General features: G+C 60.6%; 10 protein-coding genes and 1 riboswitch. Of the genes, 5 read left to right on the forward strand and 5 right to left on the reverse strand.

The features are described 5' to 3' along the window. Positions 1-212 precede the first annotated feature (212 nt). The 4 genes from ACZRMO_RS07720 to ahcY all read right to left on the reverse strand — a co-directional run bounded on the left by ACZRMO_RS07720 (position 213) and on the right by ahcY (position 4,695). Complete coding sequence (locus ACZRMO_RS07720; protein WP_463972435.1) at positions 213-1,004, reverse strand: substrate-binding periplasmic protein; 792 nt, start codon at positions 1,002-1,004, stop codon at positions 213-215. Between the two features lie 63 nt (positions 1,005-1,067). After that, positions 1,068-2,150 (reverse strand): hypothetical protein, encoded by a 1,083-nt coding sequence (locus tag ACZRMO_RS07725; protein WP_463972436.1) that lies wholly within the window; start codon positions 2,148-2,150, stop codon positions 1,068-1,070. An 83-nt stretch (positions 2,151-2,233) separates the two neighbouring features. Continuing rightward, positions 2,234-3,079 (reverse strand): methylenetetrahydrofolate reductase [NAD(P)H], encoded by an 846-nt coding sequence (gene metF / locus ACZRMO_RS07730; RefSeq protein ID WP_124527283.1) that lies wholly within the window; start codon positions 3,077-3,079, stop codon positions 2,234-2,236. A 206-nt stretch (positions 3,080-3,285) separates the two neighbouring features. Further along, a complete protein-coding gene (ahcY, locus tag ACZRMO_RS07735) occupies positions 3,286-4,695 on the reverse strand; it encodes an adenosylhomocysteinase (RefSeq protein ID WP_463972437.1) in 1,410 nt (469 codons plus the stop codon). 21 nt (positions 4,696-4,716) lie between these two features. Further along, a riboswitch (S-adenosyl-L-homocysteine riboswitch) is annotated at positions 4,717-4,823 on the reverse strand. Between the two features lie 198 nt (positions 4,824-5,021). Here ahcY and ACZRMO_RS07740 point away from each other — a divergent pair. The 4 genes from ACZRMO_RS07740 (at position 5,022) to ACZRMO_RS07755 (ending at position 13,085) form a co-directional block, all read left to right on the forward strand. After that, positions 5,022-5,414 (forward strand): acyl-CoA thioesterase, encoded by a 393-nt coding sequence (locus ACZRMO_RS07740; RefSeq protein ID WP_016977737.1) that lies wholly within the window; start codon positions 5,022-5,024, stop codon positions 5,412-5,414. Between the two features lie 100 nt (positions 5,415-5,514). After that, a complete protein-coding gene (locus ACZRMO_RS07745) occupies positions 5,515-7,428 on the forward strand; it encodes a patatin-like phospholipase family protein (protein ID WP_463972438.1) in 1,914 nt (637 codons plus the stop codon). Between the two features lie 55 nt (positions 7,429-7,483). Beyond that, positions 7,484-8,380, forward strand: a complete 897-nt coding sequence (locus ACZRMO_RS07750; protein WP_463972439.1) for a formate/nitrite transporter family protein — start codon at positions 7,484-7,486, stop codon at positions 8,378-8,380. A 79-nt stretch (positions 8,381-8,459) separates the two neighbouring features. After that, positions 8,460-13,085 (forward strand): dermonecrotic toxin domain-containing protein, encoded by a 4,626-nt coding sequence (locus ACZRMO_RS07755; RefSeq protein ID WP_463972440.1) that lies wholly within the window; start codon positions 8,460-8,462, stop codon positions 13,083-13,085. Here the strand turns inward: ACZRMO_RS07755 and ACZRMO_RS07760 are convergent. Then, positions 13,079-14,344: a cation:proton antiporter gene (locus ACZRMO_RS07760; RefSeq protein WP_463972441.1), complete on the reverse strand. Its 1,266-nt coding sequence runs from the start codon at positions 14,342-14,344 to the stop codon at positions 13,079-13,081. The genes ACZRMO_RS07755 and ACZRMO_RS07760 overlap by 7 nt on opposite strands. A 194-nt stretch (positions 14,345-14,538) precedes the next feature. On the opposite strand from ACZRMO_RS07760, the gene ACZRMO_RS07765 reads away from it, so the two are divergent. Next, positions 14,539-14,925, forward strand: coding sequence for an MAPEG family protein (locus ACZRMO_RS07765; RefSeq protein WP_463972442.1), 387 nt, complete (start codon positions 14,539-14,541; stop codon positions 14,923-14,925). The last annotated feature ends 8 nt before the right edge of the window (positions 14,926-14,933 follow it).

Consider the following 14,933-nt stretch of genomic DNA (forward strand, 5'->3'; position numbering starts at 1 on the left):
GTTTTAGTTAGGGCTTGGCCCAAAGGGATAATCTTGCCGGGCGTGAATGACGCTTAGGGGAGCGTTATCCCGTCCGGTCCTGCTGCGTCTGGCGGGCACTCCACCGGCTCGCGCGGGGCTGAAAGCTGCGCAGTAGCGGGGTTGGGTGCCTTTTTCAAGACCTCAGCGGCCGGGCGTAAGCCTGGCGGAAAGGCCGGAGTATAACAGAGCAATCACGGCGCGCTGCTTTCCTGCTGCTCAACGGCGTGTTCAGCGGCCGTAATGGCTTGGAATCCGCCATATTTGGCGCTCAAGGCGATGTACGCGGGCTCCTGCTTGAAGCGCTTGAGTTCGGCGGCAAAGCGCTGCACCAGCAGGTCCATGCCGGCGCCACGGCGCACCGCGAGGAATTGCTGCTGGCGGCTGACCACCATCGGCGCCTGGCTGACTTTGCCGTCCAGGCCCAACGCCTTGATCACGTGCTGGCCGACGCGGCGGTCGGTAATCACCAGATCGATGCGCCCCAGCAGCAATTTGCCGAAGTTGGCTTCGTGGCTGGGGGCCGGTTCGCGGTTGAACAAGCCGGAGTCGCTGAATGCACCGCCATACAGGTAACCCGGCGAAGTGCCGACGGTCAGGCCGCGCAGGTCGTCGAGGCTGTTGGCGGGGTGAGGGTGTTCGTTGGCATAGAACAGCACGAACTCGACTTCCGACAGCGGTTCGCTGGGGTAGAGCAACTGCGTGTCGCGCTCGTGGCTGTGGAAAATATCCAGCGCGCCGTCGGCGTGGCCTTGGTCGAGCATCGCCAGGCAGCGCTTCCAGGGCAGGAACTGCCAGTCGACATCGACCCCCAGGCGCTGGAAGACGATCACTGTGGTTTCGTAGTCCAGCCCGCGCATGCTGCCCTGGTCGTCGTAGACATAGGGCGCCCAGGGCTCGGTGACAATGCGCAGTTTCTCGCCATAAGCCGCCAGGCTCAGGCAAGTGAAAAGGGCAGCGGTCGCAAGCTTCAGGATGACGGGCATGCCTTGAGGTTACGACGCCCAAGCCCTAAAGAAAAGCTCTGGCACAAGCATCTGCGGACCGCGCTATTTTGTCGGCGAGGTCATCAAGTGCTCATAGATCGCCGCGCGGCGCTCGCCCAGAATCAGACGCACCAAGGGGTTGGCGAACCAGTGCTCCAGTTGGTGAGCGTCCACCGGGCACTTCTGCCGCTCAGCCTGGTTTTGCTTGGCCTTGTCCCACCAAACCGGGCCGCACGCCTGGTCGAACTCGTTTTCGTGCTCGTAGCAGCCGTAGAGGATTTCACGGATGAACTGCTGCTTGCGCTTGGGCAGGGCCAGGGTGATCAGCTTGTACATCAGGCGTTGCAGGCGCGGTGGGCGCGGCAGGTGGGCAGAGACCTTGCGCGTGTCGGCCAGGGCGTGAGCGCTGGTCGGGGCGGCGGCGTGCTTGGCGATCCACGCCTTGACCTTGGCGCGGAACAGCTGCTTGCGGCTCCAGTAGTGGTGGATCAGGTCGGGGCACTGGCGCACGTTGACCGTGCGGTAGGCGACTACCGACAGGCAGAACTCTTCCAGGGTGTAGGCGCCGTTGGCCAGGGGGAACAGCTCGTCCATCAAGGCGATGGAGCGGTCCAGCAAATGCGCGTCCTGCTGCGCCAGGCCCATCACGCCGGAGTTGAGCAGCGGCATGTCGTCATCGGCCAGGCCCTTGTCTGCCAGGATTTTGGCCAGGGCGCTGTACAGCACGCTTTCGCGGTTGTCGCCGTACTTGGCGTGGAATGCGTTGCACAGCACGGTGCCGGGCGCGACGCGGTCGAACAGGGCCATGGGCGAGTCGTGGAAAAACGTGTCGGTGTCGATCAGCAGCGCGCGTTCCGAGGTTTCGAGGACCTGGCGCAACAGCACATGCTTGGTACGGAAATGGTAGCCGTGGGGCTCGCTCCAGCGTTGGCGGGTGGCGTCGTCCAGGGTGTGGACGTGCACCGGCAGGTCGCGATAGGGCTCGGGGTTGTCGCTGAATACCTGGATGTCCAGGGGCAAATCATGGGTGCCGCCCAGGTGGGACAGGGCACTGGCGATGCTGAATACCGCTTCCTGATGGTAGGTCTCGGCGCCGAATACCAGGTAAACCAGCTGCGGGCGGGGAGTCGGGGATGCTGTATTCATGTACTGCTGGCTTCCATTCCGGGAGTATTAAACGACAAAGGCCCTCGCGGTAACGAGGGCCCTGGTGCAACTGCGAACAGACCTTAGCGGGGCAGCTTGAGGTTGTTCCAGATTGCCAGGCTAGGATCGGCCTGGTTGAGGGTATAGAAGTGCAGGCCGGGTGCGCCACCTTGCAACAAACGCTCACACATTTCGCTGATGACCTGCTCGCCGAACGCCTGGATGCTCTTGACGTCGTCGCCGTAGGCTTCCAGTTGCTTGCGTACCCAGCGTGGGATCTCGGCGCCGCACGCGTCGGAGAAGCGCGCGAGCTTGCTGTAGTTGGTGATCGGCATGATGCCCGGCACGATCGGGATGTTCACACCCATGGCCCGTACACGCTCGACGAAGTAGAAGTAGCTGTCGGCGTTGAAGAAGTACTGGGTGATCGCGCTGTCGGCGCCGGCGTTGGCCTTGCGCACGAAGTTCTGCAAATCGTCTTCGAAATTGCGTGCCTGGGGGTGCATCTCCGGGTAAGCCGCCACTTCGATATGGAAGTGGTCGCCGCTTTCTTCGCGGATGAAGCTCACCAGGTCATTGGCGTAGCGCAGCTCGCCGCTGGCGATGCCCATGCCGGACGGCAGGTCGCCGCGCAGGGCGACAATGCGCTTGATGCCGGCTTGCTTGTATTGGGTCAGCAGGCCGCGCAGGTCGGCCTTGCTGTCGCCCACGCACGACAAGTGCGGAGCGGCGGGAACTTTGACTTCGCTTTCCAGCTGCAACACGGTGTTGATCGTGCGGTCACGGGTCGAGCCGCCGGCGCCGTAGGTGCAGGAGAAGAAGTCGGGGTTGTAGCTGGCCAGCTGCTTGGCAGTCGCCATCAGTTTTTCATGCCCAGCATCGGTCTTGGTCGGGAAGAACTCGAAGCTGTAGCGACGGTCTTGGGACATGGTCGTATCCTTGGAAACTCGAAACTGGAAGGCTTGTGTGGGAGCGGGTTTGCATGTGGCGAGGGAGCTTGCTCCCGCTGGAGCGCGCAGCGCTCCCAAAATCTTGGGGCCGCTTCGCAGCCCAGCGGGAGCAAGCTCCCTCGCCACAACAAGCCCGCTCCCACATAAAGCCCGCTCCCCTTGAAAGGGAGCGGGCCGCAGGCAAATCAGTAGCGGTAAGCGTGCGGCTTGAACGGACCTTCAACGGTCACGCCGATGTAGTCGGCCTGGGTCTTGGTCAGTTGAGTCACCACGCCGCCGAAGCCGCGGACCATTTCCAGGGCCACTTCTTCGTCGAGTTTCTTCGGCAGTACTTCCACGGTCAGGCGCTCGGCTTTCTGGGCTGGCGACAGGTCGGCGTATTTCTGCTCGAACAGGAAGATCTGCGCCAGTACCTGGTTGGCGAACGAGCCGTCCATGATGCGGCTTGGGTGGCCAGTGGCGTTGCCCAGGTTAACCAGACGGCCTTCGGCCAGCAGGATCAGGTAGTCGTCGTTCTGTGGGTCGAAATCGCCGGCGCCGGTACGGTGAACCTTGTGTACCTGTGGCTTCACTTCTTCCCATGCCCAGTTCTTGCGCATGAAAGCGGTGTCGATCTCGTTGTCGAAGTGGCCGATGTTGCAGACAACCGCGCGCTTCTTCAGGGCTTTGAGCATGTTCGCGTCGCAAACATTGACGTTGCCAGTGGTGGTCACGATCAGGTCGATCTTGCCCAGCAGGGCTTTGTCGATGCTCGCTTCGGTGCCGTCGTTCTGGCCGTCGATGAACGGCGAAACCACTTCGAAACCGTCCATGCACGCTTGCATGGCGCAGATCGGGTCAACTTCGGAAACCTTAACGATCATGCCTTCCTGACGCAGGGACTGGGACGAACCCTTACCCACGTCACCGTAGCCGATCACCAGGGCTTGCTTGCCCGACAGCAGGTGGTCGGTGCCGCGCTTGATGGCGTCGTTCAGGCTGTGACGGCAGCCGTACTTGTTGTCGTTCTTGCTCTTGGTCACCGAGTCGTTGACGTTGATGGCCGGGATTTTCAGCTCGCCCTTGGCCAGCATGTCCAGCAGGCGGTGTACGCCGGTGGTGGTTTCTTCGGTCACGCCGTGGACGCGGTCGAGGATCGCCGGGTATTTCTTGTGCAGCAGCTCGGTCAGGTCGCCGCCGTCGTCGAGGATCATGTTGGCATCCCAAGGCGCGCCATCCTTGAGGATGGTTTGCTCCAGGCACCACTCGTACTCTTCTTCGGTCTCGCCTTTCCAGGCGTAAACCGCGATACCGGCAGCGGCGATGGCAGCAGCGGCCTGGTCTTGGGTCGAGAAGATGTTGCAGGACGACCAACGCACTTCGGCACCCAGGGCAACCAGGGTTTCGATCAGCACGGCAGTCTGGATGGTCATGTGGATGCAGCCGAGGATCTTCGCGCCCTTGAGCGGTTGCTCGCCAGCGTATTTGCGGCGCAGACCCATCAGGGCTGGCATTTCGGATTCGGCGATAAAGGTTTCGCGACGGCCCCAGGCAGCGAGGGACATGTCGGCGACTTTGTAGTCGGTGAAATCTGCAGGCGTGTTGACAGCGCTCATAGAGAGCCTCCATTCGTAGTGTGCGAATGGGCGCCGTTGTGCGTTTAGTATCTGGCCAGGTGATAACGGCCGGACAACGCCCCATCCGAGCCTGACAGGTTGAACCTGCTGCAGCGCCCCTCGGACAGGTGGCGGGAAAACGGTAACAATTTGATATGACCGTTTTGAAACGGCGCCGATTATAGCCGTGTGCGCCAGACTTCCCAAGCCTTTCTGTCGGACACATGAAGATCCCTCATGGGTGTGATAGGCAATGCCTCATAGAGCTCTGGCGCGGCCTCTGCCATGATGACGCCCATCATTCGGCAAGACGCTTTGGAGTGACCATGAACTTCCACACCCGCAAATGGGTAAAACCCGAAGACCTCAACCCCAACGGCACCCTGTTCGGTGGCAGCCTGCTGCGCTGGATCGACGAAGAAGCGGCGATCTACGCGATCGTCCAATTGGGCAACCAGCGCGTGGTGACCAAGTACATCTCCGAAATCAACTTTGTCAGCGCCTCGCGCCAGGGCGACATCATCGAACTGGGCATCACCGCCACCGAGTTCGGCCGCACCTCCATCACCCTGACCTGCGAAGTGCGCAACAAGATCACGCGCAAAAGCATCCTCACCGTGGAGAAAATGGTCTTCGTCAACCTCGGCGAAGACGGCTTGCCGGCGCCCCACGGGCGTACCGAGATCAAGTACGTGAAGGATCAGTTCCAGGACGAGTAACCCCTGCGCGGGTCTGATTTGCTTTACCAGATCATTCCGCACGGATCTTTCCCAGGCGCTCTCATCACTCAGGGCTACATCCTGAAGAGAGAGCCTGTGTATGAAAGTGTCCAGTTCGCCTGTCCAGATCCAACCCCTGTCACCTCGGAAAATCGACCATGACGTGAAGGCGCCTCTGGTCGAAGGCGTAGGCCCACGCAAGTTGAGCCTTTACCGTCATAGCGATGGGCGAGTGGAGGTGGTTGTGTCACCGCCGCCGCCCAGTCACCTGGTGCTCAGCGGCGGTGGTGCCAAAGGCATTGCCTTTCCGGGGATGGTGCAAGCGCTGGAAGAGGGCAAGAAGCTGCAAGGTGTGAAGGTGATTTCCGGCTCGTCTGCCGGGGCGATTTCCGCCACCTTGCTCGCCAGTGGCCTGGGCGCCAAGGCGTTCGGCGAGTTGTCGAACAGCGTCGACCTGCCCAGCCTGCTCAACAGCAAAGACCCGGTAACGGCCTGGCTGCAAACGATCAGCACGCAGCTCGGCAAACTTGCCGGGCGCCTGCCTGGTGCGGGCGGCAACATTTCCCAACTGTTGCTGACCATGTTGCCGCGCCTGCAAACCGAGGCCTCGCCCCTTGAAGAGATGATGCGCAATGAGTCGCGCAAATCGATCCTGGCCCATATCGCTGACATGCCCAGGGAAACCCGACCCGCCGAAGTCATGAAGATTGCCGACAGGCTGAGCGCCGGTGGCGCGCCGACCTTTCGTGACCTTGAGGTGTTGAACCGCCATATTCCGGCGATCAAGCAACTCAACATCACCGGCACCGGTATGTTCGACGGCCGTCCGCAATTGGTGGTGTTCAACGCCAGCCTGACCCCGGACATGGATATCGCCCGCGCCGCACGCATTTCCGGTTCGCTGCCGGGGTTGTTCAAGAGCCCGCTAGAGCAAGGCCATGGGTTCCAGCAAGTGGCTGAGACCACGGCTTTCCAGGACGGTGGGCTACTCGCCAATACGCCCGCGCCTGGCGTGATCGGGCAGCCGCAGCCGCAAGGCCCGTTGAACCAGCCTGAGTCCTTGGTCGTCAAGTTCGAGTCCGAGGAAACCACTCCGAAAAAAAGCGGCGGATTTATCAGCAATATCGTCGATAAAGTTACCGGTACGCCACACACCGCTGCCGCGGCTTATCAAGAAGAGCGACTCAAGGCGTATGCCGACCAGACGGTGACCCTGCCACTGAACACGGACAAAGGCGACTTTCGCGGCATGTTCAACGGCACCGTCAACTTCACCATGACGCCCGAACAGAAACAGCACTTGCAGGCGAAGGCCCACCAGGCGGTGACGGCGCACCTGGAGACACGGGAAAAGTCGCGTGAGAAGTACTCGTTCGCGTCCATGGAGGACGCTGTCCTGGCGATGGATGACTCTTTGCTGGCCAGCGTGCAGGAACCGTTGGAAAAAGACCCGGCAGCTGCGGATGCATTGATGTTTCGAAAGGGCGCGCAGCAGACGTTGCAAGCCTTGGACAGCGCCGTCAGCGAGGCCAATCGGGCCAGCGACGTCTTGATGATCACCCCGCAGATCGCGGTGGCCCTGCGTAACCTGGACGCACTCGCCCGTCGGCCTGAGCACGTCGAGTGGTTGGGGCAGCGCCTGAATGCGGCGGGCCAGCACAATTTTCAGCAGTTGATGCAGGTGGCGGCGAAGGCTGCGGCGGGCACGCCGATGTCGAAGGTGATGACCAGTGCCGTCGCCGAAATGAAAAGGCGCGATATCGCGGTGAAAGCCGAGAACTTCACCCGGGAGGTCATCTACCCGTCGCTTTACCGCCCGGGCCAGCCGGCGTCCAACGTTGAACTGTTGCACCGTGTAGCCCTCAAGCTGTCCAAGGCCACCACACCGGGCGAGTTCAACGCCGCGCTGGAAGACATCGTCCAGAACTATAAGGCGCGCAATAAACCCTGGGGCAAGCCGTTCAAATCCACCACCGTGGAAATGGCCAAGGCCTGGCGCATACCGCTTAAATGAACAGTCACCGTCGTCGCGTGTCGTAGCTTAAGGCACCCCTTGGACGCACGTGATCATGGCCACTCAAGCAGACGGCAAGACCCCCAATCTGTCGCAGGAAGAGCAGCACGACGTCGACAAGAACCAGCCGCCCCGCGCGGCGGTTCTGCATGAAATCATCCGGACCCAGGGCGACCAGGAGCTGGAGCGCAATGTGGCAGCGTTGTGGTGGTCGGCGCTGGCCGCCGGCTTGACCATGGGCCTGTCGCTGATGGGCATGGGGCTGCTTAATTCGCGGCTGCCGGACGGCGAAGAATTCAAGGTGATCGCCAGCTTCGGCTACTGCGCCGGCTTCCTCGCGGTGATTCTTGCGCGTCAGCAGCTGTTCACCGAAAACACCCTGACCGCTGTGTTGCCGGTGATGAGCAAACCAACCCTGGCCAATGCCGGGCGCCTGTTGCGTTTGTGGACGGTGGTGCTGGTGGGCAACCTGTGCGGCACCTTGCTGGTGGCCTACGTGATGCTGCACTTGCCGATCTTCGACACCAAGACCGACCTGGCTTTTTTGGAGATCGGTCGCAAGGTCATGGAAAACGACCCCGGGCAGATGTTCGCCAAGGGCATTGTCTCCGGCTGGATGATCGCGACCATGGTGTGGATGATCCCGTCGATGGAAAGCGCCAAGCTGTGGATCATCATCCTGATCACCTACCTGATGGCCCTTGGCGACTTTACCCACATCGTCGTCGGCTCGGCGGAAGTGTCCTATCTGGTGTTTGCCGGCGAGCTGGCGTGGAAGGACTTCTGGCTGGTGTTCGCCGGGCCGACCTTGGCCGGCAATATCATTGGCGGCAGCTTTATCTTTGCCTTGATCAGCCATGCGCAGATCCGCAGTGAAAGCAGCCTGCCGGGCAACAAGGTAGCGGACCCAAGGCATCCTCCGCCTGAAAAGCCATCGGGTGGTATCCGCTAGCCACCCTGGGAGAGCGATGAGTCGGCACGCTGCCACGGCGGGTCGACTTCAGGGCCCGCGTCTTCTCAAGGACGTACCCATGCTCAACATGCCTCATTCGCTTTACCACCTGACGCTCTTGCAGCGGGCAGCCAGGGACATTCAGGCGCTGTTTGCAGGCCGATCCTCGCTGCAAGTGATCGTTGCACAAGACTTGCAGCGCACCTTGCGGGCCACGTTTCCTCAGGTGGCCGTTACCGATAGGGTTCCGCTGTTGCTGGCACCGCGTTATCGCTACCACGACAAAACCATCAGTGTTGCGCAGCCCCAGCTTTGCACGTTGGTTGACGCGTTGATCAACCGTTTCGTCGACGGTGTCTGGGTTGACTACACCCAAGGCCAACAGTTGATCGCGCAGCCGGGTAGCACGCCGCTCAAAATCTCTCCGTTGAAAAACCTGGATGCTCAAGATGCCGTCAACCAGCGCGGGCCGCTGTTGCTTGAGGTGTGCCAGCAGGCCTTGATCGATGACTGGACTGAGCTGTCCATCGCAGCGCGTAGCCGCTTCGAATCACTGTCCCTGCTGTTGAAAGAGACTTTGCGACAATTCAATGTACCCACGCTGGTGGCAGACCCCGCCCACCGCCAAATGATCAATGAGGTCCTGCGCATGCCGGACAACAACCTGCGCAGCGGCACGACCCGAGCCTATCTGGTGGACCAGTGGGGAGAGGCCGGCAGCAAGTACCTGGAATTGTTGCGCGGCATGGTGATCATCGGCCCGGCGGGCACCGGTGAGAGACTCCTGCTTTTTACTCTGGGTGCTGGCATCGAAGTGTTTGCCTCGCGTGATGCGCTGGGCACTGCGTTGCGCACGCGCCTCAGCGGGCTGGCTTCAGGGCGTGAGATGCAATGGCGGCTATACGAGCCACGTTGCAATATTTTCGACGGATTCGCCCTGAGCTTTCTGGCCAAACAATTGAGTGACCTGCAATTGGGTGTTGTGTTGGGGCGTCAGTCACGTTACTGGAGCGCCGCTTTGCTGGATCGGGTGCAATGGCTGGCCACGGGGGATTTCGACAGCCTGCGCATCGCCGACAACCCCGCCCTGAGCCGACTCTACGGCGCGTTGCCGCAATGGCTGAAGGGTGCCAGCCGCGAAGTACGTGGGGAGTTTTCCCAGCTGCTGCGCAGGCTGGGTATGTTGTTCAAACAACCCAACTGGCGTTTTTTCGATGACGGTGTGCCGTCGCTGTTGGTCTTTGCCCGACAAGCGCTGATGGCAGCTTATCCCACACCGTCCAACGTTGAGCCGGACGACGTAATCGTCACGATCCATACAATCAGGGGGGTATCTGCCGCCGGTGGTTTTCCGGTCAAGATCATCACCACGCTGCTCAAGGTCGCGCTGGAAAACCTGGCCAGCTTGCCGGGGGACGCTATTCAGGTTTCGTTGCGCAACGGTGATGCGCCGCCCAAATGGTTGACGCCAAGTGCGATCAAGCGCTTGGTGAACCAGGTCGACATTGGTGAAAACTATCCGAAGCAGGTGTCGCTAAAGCTCAAGGATTCACCGCCCGAGGTGCTGTGGCGCAGTCGCAGTTTTATCGAGCAATTGCGTCTTGAACTGCCAATGCTGGCGCTGGAGTTCTACAGCCGTGGCGAATGGGGGTTCAGCCGCAAAGGTTATGAAACCGTGGCGACGGTCCTGCAGGAGCAGGCCGCCGCGCGTTACCTGGGCGATCAGGTCATCGTTCTCAGGCCCCTGGCGTTCAAGGTCAGTGCCTCTGCGGAGGCGGATGTGGTGATGAACATGTTTGTCTTTGGGCCGCGCTCGCTCGATGCCGGCCCGGTGGTGCTGTTTCGCCCGATGGCGCGGCCCAAGCTGATGGAGTTCGCCAGCCGGCACGATCTGCTTATGGCCATCGAGCAGCCAGGCGCCTTGCAGCAACAGGTGCTTGGATGGATGAGTGCCGATGCACGTGCGACCTACCAGGGCAATGGTTTTGTTGTCCCTCATTTCAACACCCTTGATGGCTTGGCTCTTCTGATCGATGCGTTGACCAGCGAACCGGCGATGCTGGCCAGTGAAGAGGTGCAGGGTGACTACGGGCAGCATCTGTATGAAAGCCAGGTTCAGGCGGTGCTTGAACAGGCGGACAAACAGTCGGTGTCCAACCGCGAATACCTCTGGGCCCGGCGTATGGAAGGGCTGTCCTTGGGGCTGAACAGTGTCATGCCGTTGGTAACGGGGCCGTTGGCCATCGCCGGATGGTTGCAGGTGGCCTGGGCCGTGCACGAACAAATTGCCCAGGTGAACGAGGGCGAGAATAACGATCAAGGCGGTGCGCTGGTCGGTTTTTTCCTGAATATGGCGTTGGTGCTTATGCATTACGCCAGTGATGTCCTGGATACCGTCAGGCGCGAGGATGGGAGGGCGGAGGAAGGTGGCGTAGACACTCTCCCGGAAAACGCAGGTCAATTCGACATAGACACACCGGCGATGGGCACCCTGCAAGTCCAACTGCCGGATATGGACGCCGGGCTCGATGCGAGTGCGCCGCTCACGCCAATCGACTATAGCTGGCTAGCGGCCTCCAGTCGGCTGACGCCCTCCCAGGTAGCGGACTTGCAAACCCTCAGCCTGACCAAGCCAGCTGATGCAACCCAGGCAACCAGTGGAGCAACGTCCGGGCTTTGGCGCAGCAATGGTCAATGGTACGCCGAGGTCGACACGTATTGTTTCAGGGTGAACGTTGAACGCGACAGCGTGCGGGTGGTTGGTGCCAACGGTCGCTGGGGGCCGTGGCTAAAACCCACTGCAAAGGGGCAATGGGCCCTGGACCTGCGTTTGCGTTTGTTGGGCGGCGCGAGGGGCCAGGCTTCTCCGACCAGTACTCATGCCAGCGAACTGACGACGCAGTTCGACGCCCTTCATGCGCAGTTTATCGGGGCCCGAATGCCAGGTGACGGGGTAATCACGACGCTGCGCGCAGAAAAAAACCTGAACAGCCGTCTAAACGCCATCGAGCGCAAAAATGACAGTGTGGCCTTGATGCAGCAGCGCGCGAAACTGTTGGTGGAACTCCTGCAGCAGCGCCGTCTTGCAGGTGTCGTGAAAGATTACGCGCAACTGCTCCATGGCTTTCTGGAGAGCCAGGTGCGCTGCCTGCGTTTCCAGGTCGAATTGATGGCGCTTCGGCGTATCACGCTTTACGAGCAGTTAACCAACCTTAGCGGCTTCAAGCCGCTCACATTGAGCGAAGTTGCCAAGCGCACCGTTCCCAAATCGATGCGTGCCGGCCTCGATCTATTGGTGAAGACACATGAGCGGGCAGTCGCGTTGTGTCGCGAACAGCGCGTTGCCTACGAGGCGATTCTCGACACGGTGCGTGCGGACGATACACCGCTCAGCGCGTTGGATACCCCTGACTGGCACGACAAAGCGTCGATTGTGGCCTGGTGGGAGGCCGGGTTGCGGCCATTGGTGCTGCGTTGTTTGAAAGCCCGGGCCGAAGCTCCCGGAATGGAGGCGCTGAGCCTGCTGGAGGATGTCCACCTGCGGTGCCGCTTGAAGCTGTCCAGTTATCGCCAGCTCTCTACCGACCCGGGCTACGGCTTCGTGCAGCGCAGGCATTTGATGAATGACGTCATTGATGAGCTGGCCTGGTCGGATGCGCGGTTGGCGCGGGTTGCCGGCACCCCCAATAGTTTTATTGAGTCAGGGGCACTGGAGGACTACCGCAACTACATCTGTGGTATCCGAGAGGAAATACTGCAAGACCTGTCAGGTATCTATGAGGAGCATTACGATAATCAAGCGGTGCTATCGCCTTTTGAGGGGCGTGTGTCGGAGCGGATCATCCAGAGTCGTCATTACGGCAGGCTGATCGCAACCTTGAGCAGCCCCTCGAACAGCGGCGGGGAATCGATGGATTTTGTCGACCCCTACACCCAGAGGGTTTACGCGAGCTTCGTCAGGAAAGTCGAAACGAACGGCGATACGGACTGGGTGTTGCGGGCGGTCAACGACGCTCAAGTCGCCCAGGCGAAGCCACTGAGTTACATCAGCAGCCTGCTATTGGTTCGCCGTGGCACTGCCGCCATTGAGGCGTTGCCTGCCTTGGAGCAGAGCAGCCGGATTGCACCTCGAGCGGTGCGGGCAGGCCTGGAGCTGTTGGCTGAAGAAATGCTGATGAAGGTGCAGCGTACCAGCGAGCCTCTTAGTCAAGAGGCGCAGCATGACCCACTACAGCGGTTACTGGAGAAAGAATTGACAGACAAGGCCAACGAGCTGATCCGGGCTGGCCGGGAGGCTTATCAACGCATGGTCTTGAGCCGCGAACCTACGACCGTCGGGATCGCGGACTTGTTGGCTGAAGGGGTCATCGAGATCAAGGCGGTGAGCGGTACCACGCTTAAGTCTGGCGTCGGCGTGTCACCGGTGTTTCGCAGCTTTTACATACAGAAGGTCACGGAGAGTAGCGTGCCCCCGGAGGTCCTCTGGTTTGCCCATTTCCATTACCCCGCCGGACATACCGGAGGGGCAATGGGTTTCTACTTTGCTCATCTCAAGCCCGCCGGTAGGGCAGTTACCGGTTTCCAGCAGCAACTGCGTGCGGCACAGGGGCAACCCGAACGGTTACTCGGTCTCTACCGCACCATCATCGAGCGGGATGTCGCACAAACGCTGTTTTTCAGCCGTGAGGTTTCCCTGGCTCAATGAGTCGAGGCGTCCTGCACAACGTTGGGGTCATCACGGGTCACGCGCTTGACCAGCTTGCCGATGCTCAACCCCTGCAGCAGGATCGACGACAGCACCACGATGTAGGTGATGCTCAGCAGCAGGTCACGCTCGGGGCCCAACGGCAGTGCCAGTGCGAGCGCGACCGAAACCCCGCCGCGCAAGCCGCCCCAGGTCAGGATGCGGATCGTGCCACGCGGCACTGTGCGCCAGCGGCGTAGCAGCAGGATCGCCGGGGCTACCGTCAGCAGACGCGAAAGCAGGATGGCCACCGCGAGCAAGCAGGCAGCGAACACATGCAGCCAGTTGAACGGCAACAGCAGCAACTCCATGCCGATCAAGGCGAACAGCAAGGCGTTGAGCATGTCATCGAGCAACTCCCAGAAACCGTCGAGGTAGCGGCGGGTCATGTCGTTCATTGCCAGCTTACGGCCCAGGTTGCCGATGATCAGGCCCGCGACCACCATCGCAATCGGTGCCGAGACGTGCAGTTCGGTGGCCATCGCCGAGCCGCCGATCACCAGGGCGAGGGTCAGCATCACTTCGATCTGGTGCTGCTCGATGCTCTTGATCATCAGGTACACCAGGTAGCCGATCAGGCCGCCGAACACCACGCCGCCCAGCGCTTCATGGGCGAACAGCATGGCTGTAGCGCCTACCGTGGGTGTCTCGCCTAACTGTGCGATGCCGAGCAAGACGGTAAATACCACCACTGCCGTGCCGTCGTTGAACAGCGACTCGCCGACGATGGTGGTCTTCAAGGGCTTCGAGGCATTGGCGGTACGCAATACGCCCAATACCGCAATCGGGTCGGTAGGCGAGATCAGCGCGCCGAACAGCAGGCAGTACAGGAAGCTTACGTGCCAGCCAAACAGGGCAAAGATGTAATACGCCAGGCTGCCGATCACCACGGTGGCGATCAACACGCCAAAGGTCGCCAGCAGGCCGATGGGCCAGCGGTAGCTGCGCAGGTCGCTCAGGTTGACGTGCAAGGCACCGGCGAACAGCAGGAACGAGAGCATCCAGTTCATCAGCAGGTCGCCGAAGTCGATCTGGCCGATCAATTGCTGGATGCGTTCTTCCAGGCCTGGGTAACCGATAAAGCTCAGGCCTTGCAGAATCAGGGAAAACAGCAGGGCCGTGACCATCACACCGATGGTGGGCGGCAGGCCGATAAAGCGGAAATTCACATAGGTGAGCAGGGTGGTGAGGCATATGAAGGCGGCGACAAGTTCAAGCATCCGGGGTCCTTGGAAGTTGGGTGTGGGTTTATCAGTGGGTGGATGGACCGCAGCAGCGGCGTGATGTTGCAAGGCAAACGCTAATTGGCTGATAGAACCTTTGCGGGTGTAGCGGTTCATAGCGGGGGAGTGCGGCTTGCGATGTTTAGTGCTAAAACTCTAATTTCTGTTTGAAAACAAAAAAGGAATCAGTGATGACGGTGGCCTTCTGGTGTGTGTTGATCGCAATTTTCCTGCCTTACCTGTGCACGGGTGTGGCCAAGTTCAGCGGTGGTAAGTTCGGCCCTCGGCAGAACCATGACCCGCGCGCGTTCCTGGAAACCCTCGATGGGTTTGCCAAGCGCGCCCACAACGCTCAGCTCAACAGCTTTGAAGTTACCCCGGCGTTTGCGGCGGCGGTGATCATCGCGCACCTGGCCGGTACGGCGGAGTTGGTGACGATCAATGTGCTGGCGGTGTTGTTTATCACCAGTCGCCTGTTGTACATCATTTGCTACGTGGCGGACTGGGCGATCCTGCGTTCGCTGGTGTGGTTCGTGGGGATGGCGTTGATTGCGAGTTTCTTCTTCGTCTCTATCTAACGGTCGGC

It is taken from the genome of Pseudomonas sp. B611, assembly GCF_055407965.1.